Source organism: Rhodohalobacter barkolensis (assembly GCF_002834295.1).
Classification (GTDB): domain Bacteria; phylum Bacteroidota; class Rhodothermia; order Balneolales; family Balneolaceae; genus Rhodohalobacter; species Rhodohalobacter barkolensis.
In genome coordinates this window covers 1,705,976-1,727,677 of the sequence record NZ_PISP01000001.1, presented here as the reverse complement: position 1 = coordinate 1,727,677, position 21,702 = coordinate 1,705,976, and the positions used below count along the sequence as shown (strand labels likewise).

General features: G+C 39.5%; 18 protein-coding genes. 7 read left to right on the top strand and 11 right to left on the bottom strand.

Features of this window, described 5'->3' with window-relative positions:
- Nucleotides 1-9: 9 nt before the first annotated feature.
- From CWD77_RS07290 to CWD77_RS07270, 5 genes are all read right to left on the bottom strand, one after another.
- Entirely contained in the window at nt 10-1,008 is a 999-nt protein-coding gene (locus CWD77_RS07290) for a stealth family protein (RefSeq protein WP_101072981.1), read from the bottom strand.
- Nucleotides 1,009-1,363: 355 nt separating this feature from the next.
- Complete coding sequence (locus tag CWD77_RS07285; RefSeq protein ID WP_101072980.1) at nt 1,364-2,098, bottom strand: phosphocholine cytidylyltransferase family protein; 735 nt, start codon at nt 2,096-2,098, stop codon at nt 1,364-1,366.
- A gap of 22 nt (nt 2,099-2,120) precedes the next feature.
- A complete protein-coding gene (locus CWD77_RS07280; RefSeq protein ID WP_101072814.1) occupies nt 2,121-3,425 on the bottom strand; it encodes an inositol-3-phosphate synthase in 1,305 nt (434 codons plus the stop codon).
- Between the two features lie 73 nt (nt 3,426-3,498).
- The gene (locus CWD77_RS07275; RefSeq protein WP_101072813.1) at nt 3,499-4,668 is read right to left on the bottom strand and encodes a CDP-glycerol glycerophosphotransferase family protein; all 1,170 of its coding nucleotides are present in this window, start codon (nt 4,666-4,668) and stop codon (nt 3,499-3,501) included.
- A 382-nt stretch (nt 4,669-5,050) separates the two neighbouring features.
- Nucleotides 5,051-6,079, bottom strand: a complete 1,029-nt coding sequence (locus tag CWD77_RS07270; protein ID WP_101072979.1) for a stealth family protein — start codon at nt 6,077-6,079, stop codon at nt 5,051-5,053.
- Nucleotides 6,080-6,279: 200 nt separating this feature from the next.
- On the opposite strand from CWD77_RS07270, the gene CWD77_RS07265 reads away from it, so the two are divergent.
- The gene (locus CWD77_RS07265; protein ID WP_101072812.1) at nt 6,280-7,239 is read left to right on the top strand and encodes a glycosyltransferase family protein; all 960 of its coding nucleotides are present in this window, start codon (nt 6,280-6,282) and stop codon (nt 7,237-7,239) included.
- An 11-nt stretch (nt 7,240-7,250) separates the two neighbouring features.
- Here CWD77_RS07265 and CWD77_RS07260 read toward each other — a convergent pair whose 3' ends face one another.
- The 3 genes from CWD77_RS07260 to CWD77_RS07250 all read right to left on the bottom strand — a co-directional run bounded on the left by CWD77_RS07260 (nt 7,251) and on the right by CWD77_RS07250 (nt 9,866).
- Nucleotides 7,251-8,228, bottom strand: a complete 978-nt coding sequence (locus CWD77_RS07260; protein ID WP_101072811.1) for a hypothetical protein — start codon at nt 8,226-8,228, stop codon at nt 7,251-7,253.
- An 18-nt stretch (nt 8,229-8,246) separates the two neighbouring features.
- Complete coding sequence (locus CWD77_RS07255; RefSeq protein ID WP_101072810.1) at nt 8,247-9,029, bottom strand: glycosyltransferase family 2 protein; 783 nt, start codon at nt 9,027-9,029, stop codon at nt 8,247-8,249.
- Between the two features lie 78 nt (nt 9,030-9,107).
- Nucleotides 9,108-9,866, bottom strand: a complete 759-nt coding sequence (locus CWD77_RS07250; protein WP_101072809.1) for an NRDE family protein — start codon at nt 9,864-9,866, stop codon at nt 9,108-9,110.
- A 119-nt stretch (nt 9,867-9,985) separates the two neighbouring features.
- Between CWD77_RS07250 and CWD77_RS07245 the strand changes: the two genes are divergently transcribed.
- From CWD77_RS07245 to CWD77_RS07235, 3 genes are read left to right on the top strand one after another with little or no spacing between them, the layout of a single operon-like run.
- On the top strand, nt 9,986-12,553 hold the full coding sequence (locus tag CWD77_RS07245; protein ID WP_101072808.1) for a PP2C family protein-serine/threonine phosphatase: 2,568 nt from the start codon (nt 9,986-9,988) through the stop codon (nt 12,551-12,553).
- Between the two features lie 17 nt (nt 12,554-12,570).
- The gene (locus CWD77_RS07240) at nt 12,571-13,071 is read left to right on the top strand and encodes a thioredoxin family protein (RefSeq protein ID WP_101072807.1); all 501 of its coding nucleotides are present in this window, start codon (nt 12,571-12,573) and stop codon (nt 13,069-13,071) included.
- Between the two features lie 27 nt (nt 13,072-13,098).
- Nucleotides 13,099-13,761 (top strand): metal-dependent transcriptional regulator, encoded by a 663-nt coding sequence (locus CWD77_RS07235; RefSeq protein ID WP_101072806.1) that lies wholly within the window; start codon nt 13,099-13,101, stop codon nt 13,759-13,761.
- Nucleotides 13,762-13,766: 5 nt separating this feature from the next.
- On the opposite strand, the gene CWD77_RS07230 is transcribed toward CWD77_RS07235, so the two are convergent.
- Nucleotides 13,767-14,588, bottom strand: a complete 822-nt coding sequence (locus CWD77_RS07230) for an NAD(P)H-binding protein (RefSeq protein WP_101072805.1) — start codon at nt 14,586-14,588, stop codon at nt 13,767-13,769.
- Nucleotides 14,589-15,290: 702 nt separating this feature from the next.
- Between CWD77_RS07230 and hemG the strand changes: the two genes are divergently transcribed.
- Nucleotides 15,291-16,652 (top strand): protoporphyrinogen oxidase, encoded by a 1,362-nt coding sequence (gene hemG, locus CWD77_RS07225; protein ID WP_101072804.1) that lies wholly within the window; start codon nt 15,291-15,293, stop codon nt 16,650-16,652.
- Here hemG and CWD77_RS07220 read toward each other — a convergent pair.
- The gene (locus CWD77_RS07220; RefSeq protein ID WP_240596700.1) at nt 16,646-18,124 is read right to left on the bottom strand and encodes a hypothetical protein; all 1,479 of its coding nucleotides are present in this window, start codon (nt 18,122-18,124) and stop codon (nt 16,646-16,648) included. The genes hemG and CWD77_RS07220 overlap by 7 nt on opposite strands.
- Before the next feature lie 110 nt (nt 18,125-18,234).
- Here CWD77_RS07220 and CWD77_RS07215 point away from each other — a divergent pair, with 110 nt between their 5' ends.
- Nucleotides 18,235-18,612, top strand: coding sequence for a carboxymuconolactone decarboxylase family protein (locus CWD77_RS07215; protein WP_101072802.1), 378 nt, complete (start codon nt 18,235-18,237; stop codon nt 18,610-18,612).
- A 520-nt stretch (nt 18,613-19,132) separates the two neighbouring features.
- Here the strand turns inward: CWD77_RS07215 and CWD77_RS07210 are convergent.
- The gene (locus CWD77_RS07210; RefSeq protein ID WP_101072801.1) at nt 19,133-20,518 is read right to left on the bottom strand and encodes a tyrosine phenol-lyase; all 1,386 of its coding nucleotides are present in this window, start codon (nt 20,516-20,518) and stop codon (nt 19,133-19,135) included.
- Between the two features lie 359 nt (nt 20,519-20,877).
- Here CWD77_RS07210 and CWD77_RS07205 point away from each other — a divergent pair, with 359 nt between their 5' ends.
- Complete coding sequence (locus CWD77_RS07205; protein ID WP_101072800.1) at nt 20,878-21,633, top strand: M90 family metallopeptidase; 756 nt, start codon at nt 20,878-20,880, stop codon at nt 21,631-21,633.
- Nucleotides 21,634-21,702: the final 69 nt, after the last annotated feature.

The window sequence follows — 21,702 nt, the reverse complement described above, 5'->3', positions numbered from 1 at the left end:
ACAGGTTATTTAATCCATTTCCGTTAAAGCACTTAATGTTCTCATTAAGTGCTTTTTTTGTTTGGAATTAACTTTTTCCATTCCTTGAATACATAGAAAAGCATTTTTCTCATCCTTAATAGCTTTGATTTTGCGGTTAAGCATTCCGGAGAAATCCATCTCTCCATTAATCATGAGTGCTTTATCCGGGGAAACTAACTCAGCATTTTTGTTTGCAATTTCAAGGTGATAAGCGAGGTACATCGCAGAAAATTGATCTGTATCTCTGAATTTGTACTGAATATTTTTTTCAAATAAGTCTGGATTTTCCTCAAAAAACGTAGCTATTGTTGACTTTCGCACCGGGTGCGGTACGTGTGGAACATAGTAGTATTTATTGTCGAAACCTGCCAACTGGGCAGATCGAATCTGATACAACAGATGCATTGAATAAGTGATGCCCAGAAACTTTTTTATGGTCTTGCTATAGATATGATTTAAATGCATTCTCCATTTTCCGTAACTCCCCATTCTGCGCAATCTGCCCCGGATAACAACGTTACCGTTATTGAAAAAATGATCTTTTTGTAAAGGAGAAGTCAGAACAAAATCATCATTAAAATAGATGAATTTTTCCGCTAAACCGGGAATGCGCCAAATTGCAGTCTCGATAGTTCTACTGTTAAACGTGGGAAGAGCACTCTCGTAAGATTGAAAAATCTCTTTATGATCCACGACGTTAACCTTGTACTTATCTATGAACTCTTCTTCTAAAAAGTCGGGGGTTTGGTTGTCGGTAACGAGGTAGATATATCTAACCCATGGAGCAAATTTTCGAATGGAGGTGATACAGAACTTAAGTTCACCATTATCTATAAAGCGGGTTTTTTGCTCCCCGGTTGTTAAATGATCTGTTGAAATCAGTTTGGATTCTCGAAGTGCATTAATGCGCTTCTTTTGATGTATAGGATCATTGCCATCTACCCATGTTACCACAGCGTCTATAGTATCTGTTTGATTATGAGACATGATTTTGGAAAAAGATTATTCAGGCTCTTATTTAGTTACTATATCGTTGTCACGGTTTGATAGAAGGAAACATATTCTCAAGCAATTTTTGAAGTCTATTTTGGATTTTCCAACCCACTACTTCAAAGCCATGAATAGATAAAAAATTTACTTCATCATTACTAATCTGTTTGATTCTTTTTATGAATTGAGAATGTGAAGATTATGGTACCAATTATCAAAACATAAGTAGCGGATAGTCTAAGAATTGCAGATCCATATTGCATTTCCAGTGACTGGCAATATATTGAACAGAAAGATGAATTCTACCTCGTAATGCGTATTTGAAATTCTTTGTAAATACTTTTTGGTTTGATTAATTAATCAGGAGTTTTTCTGCTTGTGCAAGCATTTCCGGGGTATCCACATCTTGCCAGATACCTTCTTCTATATCAACAGCGAACATTTTACCGGAACGTGCCAGATCCTGCACTCCATCAGAAATTGAAGTGTCACCATATTCTTGATAACGTTTTTGAAGTGCGTCAAGTAATCCCGAAGTACAAACAAAAAGACCGGTATCCACACAATTGAATTCTTTGATCTGCTTACCAATGGATTCAACTTTTCCATCTTTAGACAATACCTTTGTCGCATCATCCATGTCAAAGATTGAATCGATTTTATAATCCACTAAGAGCGCTGCTTCACCTTCCTCAATTTCTAAATCGCTTGCAATTTTCATCAGCGAATCCTCAAAAATATGATCGGCCATCGTCATTATAAAACGGTTGCTTAAATAATCTCGTGCAGAAAGTATGGAAACACCATTGCTCAAATCGTACTTCTCATTAAATACAAAGAAAAGTGGAATCTGCCCTAGGTATTTATCCTGAATTGCTTTTTTTATTTTTTTGTACCCGTATCCAAGTACAATTACGATCTCTGTACAACCGGCTAATTCCAGATTTTCAATAGTACGGAGAATGAGAGCTTTACCATTTACGGGCGTTAGGGGTTTGAAAGAAGTGACAGGGCTGACACCCGCTAACCGAGAGCCATATCCTGCTGCCAGGATAAGTCCTGTTGTATTTGTTTTAACTTTTGGCATCAGATCAACCTGCAACTTCTACTTAAAAATTCTCAGAAAGGTGAGTAATTGGTTCTTCACCTCCAAGTACACGGAGTGAGTTTTTTAGCCTTAAGTGTTGAATAAAAATATCATGTTCGGGAATATGGCCGGTATTAACCTGCGGACTCTTGAAATAGAAGGATAACCATTCCTGTATTCCTGATTTTCCGGCTCGTTTGGCAAAATCCAAAAATAAGGCCAGATCAAGAACAATAGGTGCAGCTAGAATTGAATCTCTACATAAGAAATCTACTTTGATCTGCATATCGTAACCCATCCATCCAAATATATCGATATTATCCCAGCCCTCTTTGGCATCACCCCGTGGCGGATAGTAATTGATCCTCACTTTATGATAAAGATCCTTATATAGATCCGGATATTCATCGGGTTGAAGAATTGAATCAAGTACACCGGTTTTAGAGACTTCTTTGGATTTAAAACTATCAGGATCATCTAATACTTCGCCATCTCTGTTTCCTAAAATATTCGTTGAAAACCAACCGCGAATACCAAGCATCCTAGTTTTAAATCCCGGAGCAAGTATAGTTTTCATGAGAGTTTGGCCCGTTTTAAAATCTTTACCTGCGATAGGTACTTTTTCTTGTTCAGCTAATTGCTCCAGAGCGGGGAAATCTGCTGATAAGTTGGGAGCCCCATTTGCATAAGGAACACCTTCTTTTATAGCTGCATAAGCATACAGCTGTGAGGGGGCTATGGCTTCATCACTATTTTTCAGCCCTTTTTCAAAAGCCTCGATGCTTTGATGACAAGCCGATGGATGCAGATGAACTTCAGTAGATCCACACCATATCATAACTGCACGAGAAGCACCGGTTTCTGAAATCTTATTTCTGATATCTTCTCGGAGAGCTTCCGCTAATTCCCATTTATTTGTTAGGGGTTTTATATTTTCGCCTTTTAGCAGCTTTACATATTTCTGATTGAATGCTGCTTTCATGGGTTGAACACTTCCAAGCTCATCTTTCAAAGGCTCCAGATCCTGTGGCTTCAGGACATCAGCTCTTTTAGCTGCCTCATAGGCGTTATCAGAAATAACATCCCATCCTCCAAATACAATATCATCAAGCCCTGCAAGATCAATAAAGTCTTTGATAAGTGGATTTCTTTGATTTGAACGAGCTCCAAGCCGTATTGTCTGGAGCTGTGTCAATGATCCAAATGGTTTGGATAAATTTTTACGAGCTGAAATAACACCGGCCATAAATGTTGTGGCTACTGCTCCCATTCCGGGGGTTAAAACTAATAGTTTACCTTTGTGCGGTTCAATAAAATGATTAGGCATAATGTAATCCCATACGGTTTAATTGTTTAATAGACACTTTATCGAGAGTACCGTCACACAAAAACATAGTGTTTCAGGAAATCACCACTTCTTGAATTGACTTCCAAATCCGGTCTCTGTTTTTCCCATCAGCTCCAAGCATATACTTATCTAAAAAATCTTTTGATTTCTCTTTGCAACATTCTGGATTCGTCAACGCTTGATCAATCTGTTCAAGTAACATTTCGAAATTTGATGCCATGAGTCCTCCGTGTTCTTCCGGAGGGAGTTTCCATATATATTTTACTGAGTTGACAGTTTTCTTTCGCATCCCTATGATCGTGCGTTTTCGCCATAAAAATTCTTCATCCTCACTTTTAACCGGATAAATATGAATCGTTGGCCGACCTGTGGCATAATACAAATTAGCTATACTGCTATAATTTGTGATCAGTGTGTCTGATACCATCATGTCGAGGAGGTTGTCTGGATTTTTATCCTTGAATTTAAGATATACGTTAGGATGATTTTCAGATAATTGATCTAAAAATTGAACATAGCTACTATCGTACCGAAAGGAATCGTGTAGTCGAAGTATTACATTAGCATTATAATCCTGCAATCTGTTGAATAATTTTTCAAACAGATCTTTGTCACTTCCCCAATGCGCAAAAACTTCCCCGTAATGCCATGTTGGAGCAATGAGTACAGTTTTTCTCCCAACTACATCAAATGGATAGAAAGGCTGCATTATTTCTTTTGGTTGAGGAGATCGAAGAATATCATGCGATGCTGATCCCAATATTCGACAATTATCCGGATGGAAACCGCTTATTTCTGTTCTATGCTTAAAATCCCACGGCCCAAAACATTGCCACCTGAAATTTTTGTTTGGGACTTTAGCGCTGCCCCATGTAGATTTTATTGAGCGATGGAGCCATTTAAACTCCTGAACATCATTCGGGCCTTTCCATCCAAAGCCGTGCCACAACATGAATCCGTATGGGGAAGGAGCTCTCAAAGGTAATGTGTTATCCATTATGGTAACATCCGGTTTAAAGCCATTGGATTTGAAAAAAGAGTTTTTTAAAGACTTTTTTTCCAGGATAGCATCTACTGGAAAAAGTTTTGCAATCCCTTGCTTCCGAAATAGATCGGGGTCATCTAGCAAAACTTTCGTTTTTACATTCGGTTTCTCATTCAGATAATGAGCAAAACTCCATAAATCTGCCCCAAACGTAGATGCATAGAATAGTATGTTCATTTTAAACGCTAGTTTAAATTTTCTTTTCTGGCGTTGATGAAAAAAGTAGCCCCGAATTTTAAGTATTAATTTCTATTTGTGCTTTCCCTGTCTATTATTATCTATAATACAATAGTCAATTTAATTTTCATTGTCGAGGGGGCGCAGATATTTTCCAACAAAAACTCTTTTAAATTCCCATAGCATTATCCATGATTAAATCTGACCACGTTTAAATAACAGTTATGCAGTAATATTTTGTAAGGAAAGGCCGGAACCGGATTATTCTCTCTGAAGAAATTTATAACGTTAAATGCATGTAAGAATCAAAACCATTAACCCAAGTTACAATAGGTTGAATATTTTCAGATTGATCATGTGGCAGGATACCTGAGAATTTTTTTTAGACTTTGGTTGATTTGCACTTTTTGATTGATGGAAACATTTTTTCAAACAGTTGTTGAAGTCTGTTTTGGATTTCCCAATCCATTGCTTCAAATCCCTGAATACATAAAAATTTTACTTCTTCATTACTTATCTGTTTGATTTTTCTATGTATTGAGTATTTGAGGTCCATCTCACCATTTATCAAAACAGCATTATTATTTGGTTTTAGAATTGCCGAGCCATTTTTTATTTCCAAGTGATTGGCAAGATATTGAATAGTGTGTTGATTGGTATCTCTGAAAGAGTATTTAATATTTTCTTCAAATATTTTTGGATGGTTCTGGTAATAACCCTTTACTGTTTGCTTACGAATCGGGTGGGGTACATGCGGCGTGTAGAAATACTTTTCTTTAAAATCGGCCAGTCTGGCGGATCTGATCTGTGTCAATAGATTTAGCGATCGTGTAATCCCCAAAAACTTTTTAACAAACCGGCTGAACAGATTATTTAATTTCAACCTCGTAGGCCCATAGTGGGTCATCGTTTTCCATTTTCCGCGAAGAATTACGTTCCCGTCTTGGAAGAAATCATCTTTGGATACAGGTGAGCAGAGAATAAAATCATCATTTAGATAGATAAAGTTCTCTGAAAGATCCGGAATTCTCCAAACTGCCGTTTCTATTGTCAGACTGTTAAAAGTAGGAAGTGCCCATTCATAGGATTTGAAAATTTCTTTGTGATCTACAATACGGATACCACTTTGTTGCTGAATCTGTGGATTTATAAAATCGGGAACCTGGTTATCGGTAACGATGAAGATATTTCGAATCCAAGGAGCATTTTTTCGCAATGAGGCCACACAGTAGAAAAGTTCACCGTTGTCAAGAAATCGAGTACTATAATGGCCTGTAGGTAATTTGTTTGGTGAACCTTTCCCGGATTTTTTTAAGGTGTTTGCACGCTTGGCGGCATGAGCCGGATCACTTCCATCAACCCATGTAATAACAGCGTCTACCTCATCTGATGAATGATTTTTAGAGCCCATCTGTACTATTACTGCACGTTACTTAGAAATTGTAAATTTCAGTATTAATAATTTCATAATATAAAGATCTTTCATAAGACAATTTTGATGAGGACCTTTATAAATTATTCGCTTGTAAAGCGATAAGAATGATTTGAATCAAGTAATATCCCAGAGAATAGAAGAAGAATTTCAGATTGGGATAATTAGTAAAACATCAAATGACTGGATCAAAAAGTAAGAAAGAAGGTTATGTGTATTCTTCCTATGGAGATGAAAAATATCTTCAGCATGTTGTTGCGAGTGTACACACACTAAGACGGTACGATCAAGAGAGACCTGTTACGATTTACTGTTCCAATCAACATATTCAGACTTTAGAGAAGAGCGGATTGGAGGAGATGTTTGATCAGATTCATTTCTTGCCGGATGAGAATCGGTCTATTACAGGTTTTAAACACAATGTTTACCAATTCATGCCATATGAAAAAAACCTATATATGGATAGTGATATCATCTGGTGTAAAGATCCAAATCCACTGTGGGATAAACTCAGTACATACAGATTTACAATTACTGGCAACCACATAGCGGATGGTTTTTTTGGCGGGCCCAAGGGAATTGGAATTGTGGCAGATGTCATTTTTCAACGACGAAAGAAAACATTGGATAAGTTTGGATTAACCTACCTCAACCGAGTTCAGACCGGATTGATGTATGCAGCTGAGAAAGATATTGCCAAACAGGTATGTGATACAGCTTCACACTTTCTCTCAAAGCGTGAAGAGACTCATTTCAGAAGCCGTAAGAGTGAAACGGGGAGAACTCAGGAGACGTGTGAGTGGAGTTTGGGAATGGCGCTGTCGAAGCTCAATATTCCAATTTTACCGTGGCTGAATGGATACGAGAGTCCGCAGCTGGACTTTATTGATGATTATACCAACCATGATGAAGAGTTTGAAACGGTAGAGTGTACACTTTATAACGACCGATTTGTGTATGATTTTAAAGCGATCCGCTCCAAATGGTTTCGTAATCTTCTGATCTCAATATTTTCGCTGGTACCCGGAAAAGGAGACTACATGAAAGTAACACCATATTGCCTGCATTTCGGCTGGTATCATCAAAAGCAGCCATTTTATGATTTTGCAGATCATGTTTGGAGTAAGTTATCAAAGTAGATCGCTGAAATTTACAACGTAATTTCAGATTTCCCTTTCTTACCCGTAATAGTGAGCAGGAGATAGAGAACGAAGTTCATTACTTTTCCGAGCACATCATGCACCAGAAATATACCCGTGACCGGTGCCACAGGAACCTGCAAAATTTTGGCGATCTCGATATTGGTTCCGGTAGCCACAAGATCCTGACTCGGAATGATTGGGATTCTGCTAATAATGATATTTACACTCAAAAACGTAAACCAGATTTCAAGGCTGATATCCGGTAATACAAGGTGCCACTGCAGTATTTGAGCGGCATAAAGTACAATCATTCGTACGGAGTGAATAGAAAATACTTTAAAGGATAAACCGGCAGGCATACTGAAAATGTATTTTCGGAACCGCATGATAACCCCAATCAGGATCAGTAAGATTACACCACCAATCAAGTAATCCAATGATGATGTTTCAGAAAACAGATCTCGCTGAATAAGCTGATCAAGCGCTTTAATTTTTCCGGTAAAGAACAGAATGCCCAACAAACCAAAAGCAACAATGGTGGATGCCGCTGAGGATATGATGTTCATATCCCTTACATCCTTAAAAATCTGTTTTTTTGATTTTTCAGTGTATTGAATGGCCCACTGCATTAAAACAATCTCTCCGGAATAGCCCATCACATCCTTGTTGAATATTCGCTTTTTAATAAATATTGAAAGACTCCTCCAATACGGAATTCCCCATGTCAGCTTATAAGCCAAGACCTCGGAAAAGGGCAATAGAAAATAGATAAACAGAAATAGAACGTAGAACCAGGGAGTTGTGGGCAGAGAGTTATAAATATTGCCCCAGCCAATATCTGTAAGCTGCAGCGCAATAATGGCTACAATGGCAAACTGAGCGAAATAGGTCAGATATTTAATGAACCTTTTTCCATTCGGAGATTTCCGAAAAGCTTTAAATCGGTCATTAAATGATTTTGAAATATTTTTGATGGAGTTAATCATTTAAATAGAACCGGTAAATCAAAGGAGACCCAGTTTTTTTGAATCCTGAATGAACATTTCAAAGGCTTCCTTTTCTTTCTCGGTCAGGTCAAATTTTGGATGACCCAATAAGTTGCCTTTCACTTTGGCGTGCCACATAAACTGAACCCAGTTTTTTGGAGAGTTTTTGAGTCTTCTTAGAAAATGTTTTTTCCCCGATACGTTTGAGCCGTGGAATACCCTCACAAAGAGATAGGCATAAGAGAGATCAAGCATTTTGTATCGATGCTTTTCAATCCATTGATTAAGATACACTGTATCCTCTCCACGCCGAAGAGAAGGGTACCGGATTTCATCATCTCTGCGATGCATAATTGAACTGGGTGAACCATCAGATAATCGCCCAATGTAGGGATGGTTGATCAGGTCGGGTGTGTCGATATGAAAAATATTTCCTTCCAGACAGCAGGCATCAAAGCCACTCTTTAATACATTCAGTTGAGTTTCAATTCTTTTTGGATGAAACCAATCATCATCATCCCAGCAGATCATGTAGTCGCCGGTGGCTTTTTCCAAAGAAATATTCCGAAGATCCCCCAGGATGTTGTCAGGTGAGGGCTGAATAAAGGTGTAATTGACCTGCTCCTCAGGAAACATCTCCATCAACTCATCAACGGTCTCCTCACCGTTATCTATTACAACTAACTCAATATTTTTATGAGTCTGATTTTTTAGCGAGAGGAGAGACCTTCTCAAAAGGTCTTTTCGATTGGCAGTTACAACCAAGCAACTTACTTTGTCTCCGGTGGCAGATTGTATCATATCAGAGTGTGGAGGTTCTGTTTAAATAATAGATGAATATAACTATTTATTACGGACTATCAGGTTGCGATTACAGGGTTAAATGGAAAATTTCACAGCCTTTTCAACGTCTATACTACCGGGTTTATAGCTCTTTTCGATAAATGTAGTTTCGCTGTCCGGATCAGAAAATAGCAGTGTGGAAGATCGGGTTCCATAGTCTTTTGATAGAATGAAGACAGATGAGACCATCCGTTCTTTTTCCAAGGGTAAGCCGGTTGATGGGAGCAGGTGGTCCGGAAATAGTTCAGTGTTCTGGAGAAATTCAAAATAGCGATCAGTTTTTTCCGGGGAATTTTTTATCGTTGATTTGAAATCGCTGAGAGCCTTCTTCGATTTTGGCCATCCACTGTCTATAAAGGCGTTACTGAGGGTGTGATATCCGGGTTCAACCTTTTTAAGTTTGATATGCTGATTGTTGAAATAATATAAATCATCCGTGGTTCCAAACAGTAAATTGAAGCCGTTATAGGATGATGCTTTCGGTTTCAAGAGTTCAAAGTACTCCCGCGGAGTTGCGTCACTTGTCAAATAATCGGAAACAATGTGTCCTCTGCTGGGTGCATTTTCCTTGATGTTGTTGATATCCCGGTAGTTTGTTAATGCTGCAAATTTGTTATCTAAGGTTATTCCCATCCATGTTCCGCCGGCTTTCAGATCTTTGCCGGCCAGCAGTTTTGGATGAGTTTCCCAAAATTGAGCCGGACGTGTGGGGCGTTCAAAAAATTCATCACGGTTAGTCGCCAATATAAATGGATAGGGTGCATCGGTTTTATAGGCGAATACTGTAAGGCACATAAAATGATTTATTTAAGTTTTTTATAAACACAAAATATTTTGAAACTTTGTTTCATAAATTGCGATGTAAATTAACGGATCTGAACTCTTAATCAATAACTACTTAACCTGCTTTAAATTTGTATCCCGATACAACAAAAAAAGATCTTTTACTTCTGGCAGCGGGTATTCTGGCTGCGCTTACTTTTTTCTGGTTGTATGGCAATCAGCATCCGTTAAGTGTAGCGGATAACAGTTTGGGGGAGGAAAGGGCTTCTGTCCTCGCTCAGGAGACTCTCCAATCATTAGGATATCAAGTGGGTGTAGAACCAATTTCATCTTTTCGTGTTCAATCGTCGCTATTGGATTCAATACAGAATCAGACCAATTTTCAGGATTTCTATTCAGATGAGCAAAACAGGCAAAAATTTCCGGTTTTTTTCTGGAGTTCTGAATTTTTGATAGAAAAGGTAGATTCGGATGCCTTTGCCATGGGGCCGGGGCAATTCAAAAGTATAGAATTGACACTCAATGAACAGGGGGAATTGAGATCACTTATCAATTCGGATAACATCATACCTGAAAACTTTTTTAACGCAGAAGTACTCTCCTATGCTTTAGATATCGATCACCCTCAAATATCTCCTGAATCGATTGACAGCACGTTGTTTAACAGAATACAATTTCAGTTTTCGTCAGCAGAAACCGTAATTGATCCGGAGGAAGAGCACGGTAATCTCACTCAGATGGGTACGGATGTGGCTGAGAAAATGGCTCTCTATCACCTAATGAACTCCGGATGGTCAGAAACTGATCTTCAGTTGAAACAGATTGAAAAGGCTTCGCTGGAGATGACAGACGCGGCAAGAGTAGTGTATTCAATCGAAGATAATATCATCAGGCAAAAAATTGACTTGAGTGTTACCGTTTTGCCAACGGGAGCACTTCTCTCGCTGAATCCTAACGTACAGTCTGTTGAAACAACAGGATTTTCCTGGGATACGATAACATCGGGTATCAGGGGAGGGGTTCTACTTTTGCTGGTATTCTGGATTCTTATTCTGTTTATAATCCGCTTCAGAATGAGATTGATTGATACAAAAGCTGCAATATTGGTTGCCGTTTTAGCCGGGTTTATTTTCCCGCTGGTTGCCCTGTCACAAATTACTTTTGAGCATTTTAACAATTCGGGTAGTATAGATTTCAGCTTCATCTCAATGATAATGATTATGGCGGGTGTTACGGCTGCTTTTACATCATTGATCTATTTTCTCATTACCGCTATATCGGATTCCATAACTCGTCAAAACTGGGTTGAAAAACTTCAAACAATTGATCTATTACGGATCGGCCATTTTTTCAACAAACCTGTCGGACTCTCTTTTATAAGGGGGATTATCTATTCATTTATTTTGGCGGGTGTATGGGCACTGGCATATTTTCTGATGCCAACAGGATATCTGTCCATTGAATCATCTTTCTACTCTGATGATAGATATTTGGCAAATATTGTATTGATGCTGTCGAACCTGGCTATATTCTTTTTAGTTGCTCAGATAATCTTTTTGGTTCTTTTGAGCAAGATAAAAAGCATAACGGATTCATCGGTAATTCTTATTTTAATTGTTGGACTCATATTTGGAGTCATGAATCCTCTTGCTGCCGGAGTAGGGCCGGTTTATACAGAGTTTACTCTTTTAGCCATAGCCGGAATTATTATCGGTTGGATTTACATACGAGACGATTTTTTAACCGTTTTCATTACTCTTTTCTTCTTCGCTAATCATCTCAGTACAGCATCCGGGTGGGTGATGGATCAATCGCCAGATGCAATTCTTTTTTATACAAATATCTTGCTTGCAGTTGTTGGTCTTGCATATGGGGGATATTCACTGAACACGGGTAAAACTGAAAAAGAGTTGCCCAATTTTGTTCCGGAGTATGTAGATGAACTAGCTCAAAGTGAACGGATTAAGCAGGAGCTTCAAATTGCCCGTAAAGTGCAGCAATCATTTTTGCCGGTCAGTACCCCTGACTTTGATGACCTGGACATTGCAGCGGTCTGTAAGCCCGCATACGAAACAGGGGGAGACTACTACGACTTCATTCCGTTGAAGGATGATCAACTGGCCGTTACTATTGGAGACGTTAGTGGGAAGGGTATTCAGGCTGCCTTTTTTATGACATTTATTAAAGGTGTGATTCATGCTGTATGTGAGAACTTTGAATCTACGGTAGAAGTGTTACGACGTGCCAATAAACTGTTTAAGAAGAATGCACGAAAAGGAACTTTTATTTCACTTATATTTGGAGTGGTAGATGTTAAAAAGAACCTTTTTACTTTCTCCAGAGCCGGGCATAATCCTCTGCTTTATTTTAATCACAGGGATAAAAAATTGCATACATTTACGCCCCAGGGAATTGGATTAGGAATCACCGGAGATGAGATTTTCAAAAAGAATATCTCTGAACTATCAATCGATTTTAATCAAAATGATATTCTGATTCTCTATACAGATGGAGTAGTTGAGGCTACGAATAATCTGAATAAATATTACGGTGATAACAGATTGAAGAAGTTGATTGAAACCTACCATGAGGCGAATGCAGAAATGATATTGAGTAAAATAGTTGAAGACCTGAATACGTTTGGCGATGGTGCCAATCAGCACGATGACATGACGGTAGTAATTATCAAAAAGAAGTAAACCCATAAGTTTTTAGAATGAATTATTTCAAATCCACACTTTTCATTGCGTTTCTGTTGGTTGGTTTGATGAGCTTGCCTGTACTGTCTCAGGCTCAGGATACAGAAAACGGGCCAAAGCCGATATCTCTTGAAGAAGCATTGAAAATGGCTTCGGAGTCGGGCAAGAAAATATTAGTTGATGTCTACGCTGAGTGGTGTCCGTATTGTCAGAGGATGCATTCAGAAGTTTATAAAGATGATAGTGTGCTTGAAGCTATTTCGGACTACTTTATTTGGGTCAAAATCAATGTAGAGTCAGACGAAAAGGTGAATTATCACGGTACGGAAATGACAGAAGCACAGTTTGCCCGAGCTCTTGAAAATCAAAGTGTTCCAACCACATACTTTTTAAATGAGGAGGGGAGTATTCTTGGATCACAACCCGGATTTATCGAATCACCAATGTTTTCAAGTTTACTGAATTTTGTTGGAAGTGATCAGTACCGGGTACAGACCTTTCAAGAGTATCAAAACTAATTATTTAGTTGAAACCCACTTGCAGTTATGTCCCGTAGTCAATCTGTTGAAGATTATTTAAAAGCCATTTATAAACTCGAAAATGAGGACGAGAGCGGTGTATCCAATTCCCGTCTCTCCGAAGAGATGAATGTAGCCGGAGCTTCGGTTACAAATATGGTGAAACGGTTGTCGAAAATGGGACTTGTGAAATATGAGTCGTATTACGGCTCCAGATTAACAGAGGCGGGAGAAAAAATAGCGCTTGAAATAATTCGGCACCATCGATTATTGGAGCTTTATTTGACAGAAATGATGGGGTACTCATGGGATGAGGTGCATGATGAGGCTGAAAAGCTGGAGCACCATATATCGGAACAGTTTGAGGACCGGATTGCTGAACTGCTTAACAATCCTCAATTTGATCCTCATGGGGATCCCATTCCGGGTAAAGATGGTAAAATGCCAAAGGTTCATCTGTTCTCTTTGATGGAGATTAAAGAGAATACTCCGTGCGTTATTCGAAGAGTGAAAAATCAAAGTCCTGATCTGCTTCGGTATCTCGAAGAACGTAATCTGATTCCGGGAGTTATGATTGAAATCCTGAAGAGAGAACCGTTTGACGGGCCGGTACACATCTCAGTTGAAGGAGAGATTGAAGTTGCTATCGGCGCAAACGTTGCATCAGATATTTTTGTCGTATATAAGTAGTATTTCTACGGCGTGTGATCCATCGGGTTTGGGTACGAAAATGTATATCCCAGTTCATGCTTTAACTTATTATTCGAAATCACCCGATACTGCTTATCTCCATTTTCACTCGAAAAACCAGGTTCAGTTAAATTAAAATGCTGAGCTGCTGACTTATAAAACTCTTTTCGTGGAGGGTGCCCATCCGAAACAGCATTATAAACTTCGTTTTTCTTATCCTGTTTAATCACTTCATGGATAATATTTAAACAATCTGTTTGATGGATGAGGTTTACAGGTTTTGAAGCTCCAGAAAGATCTTTTTTTCCTGCCAGGTATTTTACGGGATGCCTGCCATATCCATAGAGTCCGCCAAATCGAATAATTGTTGAGTCCATCCCGGAATTTTTTAGTACTTCCTCGGCTGCAAGTACTGCTTCTCCGGATGGGCGCGAAGCGTTACCCATTTTTGCTTCATTTTCATGTGTTACACCACCTTCAGAACTATAGACAGAAGTGGAACTGGCAAATATGATCCACTTTATATCTTCAGATTTAGCTTTTTGGGTAATAATTTTTATCAAATCCGGATAATCCTTTTCCACGGAATCACTCCCGCGTTGAGGCGGGATATTTAGAAACAGGATGTCTGCATCCCAAAAACTTTTTGAGCTCGAATCTTCAATTTGATCCGGCAAGGATAATAGATAAGGTTCAATTCCTGAATTTTTAATCTCTTTAAACTTCTTCTCTGATGTAGTGGAGCCTTTCAGGTTAAATCCTTCACTCATTAATTTTTGAGCGAGAGGAAATCCAAGCCATCCACAACCTAATACTGAAATAGTCATGTTTCACATTAATTTAAATGGGATGTGAATGTAATCACTCCAAGGCAGAATTGAAAAGGTGATTAAACGAAAAAAGCAGACCCCATAAAAGGTCTGCTTTTTTAGACTTAAGAATTGAAAATTTAACTATGGTTAACCCGCAGTCTGCACATGAAAGTTCCGGGTAATCCGGGGCTAACAGCGGCAGGACAATCCGATACAATGTAGGTTTCGTTGAAAACATTTCTTGTGTTTACAAAGAGGTCTGTATTTATATCACATTTTATGTTTCGTAGAATATGAATTTGTAATAACATTTATAGCCCCACCGGTTCTGTATGGACCATACTTTATTTGCGAATAATCTTTGCGCGCTTTAGCCGAACTCACTCGACCCATATTATGGAAGTAATAATCTACAGGTGCTGAAGATGGAGTCGGGCCAGCCAAATCCTTCCTCTTCCAATTACACAACAGTCAGTTCTCAGAATTCTGTTAATATCTGTGTAACTTTGTATCTGAAGTTGTTCGGCACTTACTTAGTTTGTAAAGCGTGAAATATTGCTGATTTGAGACGGAGCAACCAAAAATTGTAATCCGGTCTAAGATTACTTAATCATTGGTTTCTGTAGTATATTTTTGAACTGTATTACTCGTCTGTGCATTACTAGGTAAGCAGAATAGAAGAAAAATAAATAGTGAGGATTTTGCCCTCAGATTTTTATGACTAAAAACATTAAAAAAGTAGCGATTGTCGGTGCAGGGATTACAGGACTTGTAGCAGCATGGAAACTCCAAAAATTTGGTGTGGAAGTAGAACTTTTTGAGCGAAAGGCCGAACCGGGAGGTGCCATTAAAACAGTAAAACAGGATGAGTGGCAGGTTGAATATGGGCCAAACACACTTCTGCTGAAAGACAGATTGATTGCTGAGTTCATTACTGAATTGGGCTTAAATGGGGAGAAGCAGATTGCTAATCCTCAGGCTGAAAAAAGATTTATTGTTAAGAATGGCGCATTGGAGCCATTGCCGTCATCTTTGAAGTCTGCAATAAAAACACCACTGTTCAGTTTGACGGGAAAATTCAGAATTTTGGCCGAACCGTTTATATCAAAAAGCAGCGATCGTGATCAAACAGTGGCAGATTTTGTAGAAAGGCGTTTAGGAAGTGATGTGCTCGACTATGCAATTAATCCATTTGTAGCCGGTATATACGCAAACAGACCCGAATATCTCTCCCTTCGCCACGCATTTCCGTTTATGGATGATTTGGAGCAAGAGTATGGATCGCTGATCTGGGGTACATTTGCAGGCGCCAAAAAAAGAAAAGAGAGTGGCAGAATAGATCGGGAATTGATCTCATTTGAAAAAGGAATGCAGCAACTTCCGCGAACTATTGCAGATCAGATCCATCATCTCTATCTGAATCATGAAATTCAGTCGGTTACAAAACAGGATGAACAGTGGACGGTTCATAGCAGTATGGGGCAATTTGGTCCGTATGATCATGTAATATTGAATACCCCTCTATACAAGTTGAATAAACAACTGATACCTGTCAGCGGTGAAAAGTTAAACGTCTTGAATAAGGTAAAGTATCCACCGCTGTCGGTCATGTTATTAGGTTTTAAAAAGGAAGACATTGAACATGAGCTGGATGGCTTTGGATTTTTAGTGCCTGAAAAGGAGAATCGTAAAATTTTGGGAGCACTCTTTTCATCAACCCTGTTTGATGGTCGCGCTCCCGAAAACTCTCACTTGGTAACGATATTCATAGGAGGCGGTCGTCAGCCCAAGTTAGCGGTGCAGGAGAGTGAGAAGCTTCTCGAAACCGTTCTTGAAGAGTTGAAAGATCTGATCGGTTTAAACGGAACTCCTGAGTTTAAAGATCACATCTACTGGCCTCAGTCGATACCCGGGTATCATGTGGGATACGATGAGATTCTGGATACAATACGCGAAATTGAAGAGAATAATGAGGGTTTAATATTAGCAGGAAATTTCAAAAACGGTATTTCGGTACCGGACTGTATCAAAAACGGTTTAAAACTGGCTGATCAACTTGCAGGCAGTGTAAATTATTGATGCTCTTCTTCTACTTTTGGACTGCTTGAAAATACTTCCACCATCTCCTGGAGAAGTCCTTTTCCAAACATCATAAGCTTCTCTTGTCTGCCAAGGGCAAGGAATCGCAGCAACAGTCTGAGATTGTGGAGTAATTTTGGCGGATCGGTGACCAATGTTTCATTTTCGATCACAAAATCCCAATCAATATCATGTTCAAATTTCACACCGTGCTTTTCCATACTCATTTTGTAGATATTGGCAATCAAACCGTAACCGATGGTGGAGGGATGGAGCCCGTCGAGACTAAAGATACCACCCTTTTCTACTTTTCCGGTTTTTTCATTAATCCGAAGGTAGTCTGTTGTGATATTGGGTTCTCCATTTTCATTCACCATGAATGAGGTTTTTGGGTTATTCTTCAATGCCTTGATAAACCCGTCGGGAAACGGTGAGATCGTTTCGGGAAGATGTCGCCGACGAGCTGCTGACTGAACATGTCGCGCAACCGGAACAACAACAAAGCCATGCTCATCCGCCAGCTTTTTGATAGTGTGATTATATTGATCTACAATTTCATCCAGTTCAATGGCGTCATCCCTGGTAAGATGGGGGTGTTTATCAGGGTCAAAATCCTCATCCCAAATCCAGAATCTGGCGTAGTAATCAAAATATCCGTCTATAGGCACGTACAAGTCACTGTTAACCCCGCGAATGGCCGGCGGAATGGTGACATATGGGATTGTTGGCACAAACACCCGCTTGATATTCATCTCACTCAGTTTGCTGTATAACGTTTTCAACTCCTGCTCAAAATGCTCCGGCCGAAAGACTGTACACCTTCTCTCATTAAAAGGTACATTGATATCGCTCTCTGTTGAATACTCAATTTTCAGTTTTGTAACAGCACCTACTACGTTGTTATGGCCTAAGCAGGCGATAAGGTTTTCAATTCCTCCATTATCACTTAGTTCTCTGATATTATCAACCTGAGTGTGATTCTCAAATTTGTTGTCAAACGTTGGGTTCAGTACTAATCGGGCAGTAGTATACATCCCCTGATCAGGCAGTACGTTGAATACCGAATACTGAGTTTTATTATTTCGAATATATTCCCGGCAGAACTTTTCGTTCAGCAGCCAGCAGTCGCTGATTGAAAATCCCCAGATAGCCTGATTGTGGTAAGGTGTCTGCTGGTCCTCATTTTTGAGGGAGATAACCTGACCTTCCCAGTAAGATTTTATTCGTTTCAGGGTTGAATAGATATGATGCCCCGCCTGAACGGAGTTGAGCAGATTAATATCATCTCCAATATTTTCTTCAAGACCCCGAACAAGTACTTCCATGTTGATTGGGATCCCGGCCTGAGCAGAAAAGGATGGCAGATCCATTTGAGAATAATCACCCATTGCACGACTCAATAGTGCCGGAAAGCTGAGATCTGTTCGGTAGATCCCGCCATTTTTGAATCCCTGGGCGAGACTATCGCCCATTGCCACCAGTTTATGTCTGTAAGTTTTCTGTCTAAAAAACACGAGTTGAAAATTTGTAAATTGCCGTCATTAGATAATTCAATGTACTATTTGCTTTAATCAATTAGAATATGTCAAAAAAAACAAACAGACTAGAAGATTTTCGTGAGAAACGTTCAGAGATGAACGACAAAATAATGGATCTGGATCATCTGGGAGTCAAAAGGTTCTTCAATCTGGATAGTAATACCTATCGTGATGGTGCATTAACAGGAGAGACAAAAGAGTTATTGGGTTTGGTGGCTTCGGCTGTTCTGCGTTGCAACGACTGTATCGATTATCACCTGGAGCAGTGTGCCAAAGCCGGATTCACAAAAGATGAGCTGGTCGATGCGATGAATGTAGCCATGATTGTTGGAGGGAGTATTGTCATCCCACATATGCGTCACGCTGTGGAAACCATGGAGTTTTTGGAAGTCGAGGGGTTATTGACGGTGGAGAAGGAATAAGAAGAGTTGACTTTATTAAAAAAACCTCCAAGGTTTTCAAAATCCTGAATATCTTAAAATTCAAATTTGGCTACTTAAATAGCTGAATTTCGTAAAGATTTAGTTTGATCTCGTTTTATTCATTTCTTCTCGAGGTTAATGTGCCTCATACCTACGGTATTTGGTGTGGATTTGATATTTATTTACCACAGGTTGAAACCTGTGGCTATGAGTTTGGTCATGGCTACGCCATTTGGTTTTGACATTAACTCCGTATTAGTGATAAGCAGATTGTTACTGTTACAATTGTTTTAGCTATTGAAAAGACCCCAGTAAATAAAATAAAATTGTTTTGGCTATTACAAGTGTCGTTAGACACGAATTATACATTAGCCCCACATTTCAATGTGGGGAACATTGAAAGATAAGAGATGAGAAAGTGCCGTAGGCACGGCACATGTTTTGCAATTTTGAGTGTGGAATTAAAAAACCCTCCAAGGGTTCAGAACCCTTGGAGGGTTTATTTAAGAGAATTAGTGACTTAAAGCACTTCAAATCTGGATTGGAAGAACCGCAGATACTCCGGCTCATACACAAACTTGAGTCCTTTGATATCTTTCGCGTTTTCATATACCGCTTCAACAGACTCAGCAACCACATCCATATGGGCTTGAGTATAAACCCGGCGCGGAATGGTTAGGCGCACCAGTTCCAGTTTCGGATAGTTATGTTCACCCGTTTCAGGATTTCGTCCTGCAGAAACGACTCCGCGTTCCATCGATCGAACACCCGAATCGAGATAGATCGCCGATGCTAACGACTGAGCAGGAAGTTGATCCTGACTCAGGTGAGGCAGAATTTTTTTGGCGTCCAGGAATACACCGTGGCTTCCAATCGGTTTAACCACAGGAACTCCCATTTGAATCAGTTTCTCACCAAGATAGATCACCTGTCCTACCCGTGCACGAATGTGATCATAATCTACAGATTCGGAAATACCGATGGCAAGTGCTTCCATATCGCGTCCGGCCATTCCGCCATAGGTGTGAAGTCCTTCATAAATCACAACCATGTTTCGGGCTTTGTCAAATAGTTCTTCATCATTTACTGCTAAAAATCCACCTATGTTTACCAATGCATCTTTTTTTGAACTCATGGTGGCGGCATCAGTTAACGAACAGATCTCTTTAACAATCTCCGGGATAGATTTATCGGCGTAACCGGGCTCACGATCTTTGATGAAGTATGCATTTTCAGCAACACGTGTCATATCGTGAACAATAGGGATGTCGTATTTTTCTGTGAGCTTCCGAACTTCTTTTAGGTTACTCAATGAAATGGGTTGTCCGCCGGCCATATTTACTGTAGTGGCTATTGAGACATATGGGATACGGTCAGCGCCTTTCTCTTTAATCAGCTCTTCCAGTTTATTCAGATCGATATCTGCCTTAAACGGATGCTCGCTTTCGGGATCGTGCGCTTCGTCAATAATAACGTCCACAAATGTACCGCCGGCCAGTTCCTGGTGCAGTTTTGTAGTTGTGAAATACATATTTCCGGGAATGAAATCTCCCTCTTTGATCATTAGCTGGGAGATAATATGCTCGGCTGCTCGGCCCTGGTGAGTGGGCACAATATGCTTATAGCCGTAGTATTTCCGAACGGCGTCTTCGAGATGATAAAAATTCCGGCTACCGGCGTAGGCTTCATCGCCCATCATCATTCCGGCCCATTGCCGGTCACTCATTGCAGATGTTCCGCTATCAGTAAGCAGGTCGATGTAGACTTCTTCTGATCGTAACAGGAAAGTATTGAATCCGGCCTCTTCAATAGCTTTTTGACGCTCCTCGCGGGTGGTCATTTTCACCGGTTCAACCATTTTGATTTTATAGGGTTCAGCCCATGAACGTTTCTTGTGTTTACTCATGATGGTACTCTGATTTTTGATTGGTATTAGTAAAACGGTAAGTCTGATCTATTCGCTGTAAGGAATAGATGAAAAAGGGAAGATGTACTTATGTAGACGGGTAGGCGTGGGGACTTATAACAATATCTTCAGCAATCAAGCTGTTACTGAATTGTTGATATGTGATTGTAAAGTAGTCCATCCCATCTTTTTATTTCATGAAATGTAGGAGATTTGTAGAACACTCTCCAACATGTTTTTCAATAAATGGCGATCGATTCGGGAAAAGATTGGATTAATGTATCTTACTGCATCACAGCCAATGGTGGATGTACAGATATCAGCAGAATTTTTAGAAATTGTAAAAAGTAAAACAGACTGTGTTTAGATTCCTGAAAAGAAAATGGATTACCGGCAGACCCATACCTGAAGATCTGCTCAGGATTTTAAAGAGAAAAGTTCCTGTCTATCAGCTGCTGCCGGAAAAATACAGGGCGTTGCTGCATAAAAGAGTGGTTGTTCTGTTAGACGAAAAGCACTTTGAAGGTTGTGGCGGACTGGAGATGACAATGGAAAAGAGTGTGATCATTGCAGCGTATGCAGCAATATTGATACTTGAGGAAAAGGCAGACTATTATGGAGATTTGCAATCCATATTAGTGTATCCCGACGATTATGTTGCTCCTGTTCACCAATATAACGATGGAGGAATTGTGGAAGAGGGATTTGAGTCAAGAGCAGGAGAATATTGGCAGGCCGGCATTATCGTACTGTCGTGGAAAGATATCGAAAACCAGCTTTATGGTGAAGAAAGAGATAGCGGACAAAATCTGATTTATCACGAATTTTCTCACTTTCTGGATGATCGTTATGGCCTTACTGCCGGTATTGATGATGATGGAGATGTTATGAGAGATGATGAGTGGACACAAATTATCGCAAAAGCTTACAAAAGGTTAAAATTTAGAAGGGGACACACTTTTTTAGATAAATATGGGGCTACCAATCCGGCAGAATTTTTTTCGGTAGCAACAGAGCTATTCTTTCAAAAACCTCAAAAATTACTTCAGGAGAATAAAAAACTCTATACACTTCTTCAGAACTTTTATGGACTGGATCCTATTCGATGGAAATAATCTGGACAAATCGATTTTTCAATTGAACGTTCTCTATTTCCGGGGTGTTGATTCGAGGTAAGTCTAAAA

Bases quoted from the DNA above. Each gene is read 5' to 3' on its own strand.
- CWD77_RS07290 (WP_101072981.1), bottom strand. From the start codon at position 1,008: ATGTCTCATAATCAAACAGATACTATAGACGCTGTGGTAACATGGGTA.
- CWD77_RS07285 (WP_101072980.1), bottom strand. From the start codon at position 2,098: ATGCCAAAAGTTAAAACAAATACAACAGGACTTATCCTGGCAGCAGGA.
- CWD77_RS07280 (WP_101072814.1), bottom strand. From the start codon at position 3,425: ATGCCTAATCATTTTATTGAACCGCACAAAGGTAAACTATTAGTTTTA.
- CWD77_RS07275 (WP_101072813.1), bottom strand. From the start codon at position 4,668: ATGAACATACTATTCTATGCATCTACGTTTGGGGCAGATTTATGGAGT.
- CWD77_RS07270 (WP_101072979.1), bottom strand. From the start codon at position 6,079: ATGGGCTCTAAAAATCATTCATCAGATGAGGTAGACGCTGTTATTACA.
- CWD77_RS07265 (WP_101072812.1), top strand. From the start codon at position 6,280: ATGACTGGATCAAAAAGTAAGAAAGAAGGTTATGTGTATTCTTCCTAT.
- CWD77_RS07260 (WP_101072811.1), bottom strand. From the start codon at position 8,228: ATGATTAACTCCATCAAAAATATTTCAAAATCATTTAATGACCGATTT.
- CWD77_RS07255 (WP_101072810.1), bottom strand. From the start codon at position 9,029: ATGATACAATCTGCCACCGGAGACAAAGTAAGTTGCTTGGTTGTAACT.
- CWD77_RS07250 (WP_101072809.1), bottom strand. From the start codon at position 9,866: ATGTGCCTTACAGTATTCGCCTATAAAACCGATGCACCCTATCCATTT.
- CWD77_RS07240 (WP_101072807.1), top strand. From the start codon at position 12,571: ATGAATTATTTCAAATCCACACTTTTCATTGCGTTTCTGTTGGTTGGT.
- CWD77_RS07235 (WP_101072806.1), top strand. From the start codon at position 13,099: ATGTCCCGTAGTCAATCTGTTGAAGATTATTTAAAAGCCATTTATAAA.
- CWD77_RS07230 (WP_101072805.1), bottom strand. From the start codon at position 14,588: ATGACTATTTCAGTATTAGGTTGTGGATGGCTTGGATTTCCTCTCGCT.
- hemG (WP_101072804.1), top strand. From the start codon at position 15,291: ATGACTAAAAACATTAAAAAAGTAGCGATTGTCGGTGCAGGGATTACA.
- CWD77_RS07220 (WP_240596700.1), bottom strand. From the start codon at position 18,124: ATGGGCGATAGTCTCGCCCAGGGATTCAAAAATGGCGGGATCTACCGA.
- CWD77_RS07215 (WP_101072802.1), top strand. From the start codon at position 18,235: ATGTCAAAAAAAACAAACAGACTAGAAGATTTTCGTGAGAAACGTTCA.
- CWD77_RS07210 (WP_101072801.1), bottom strand. From the start codon at position 20,518: ATGAGTAAACACAAGAAACGTTCATGGGCTGAACCCTATAAAATCAAA.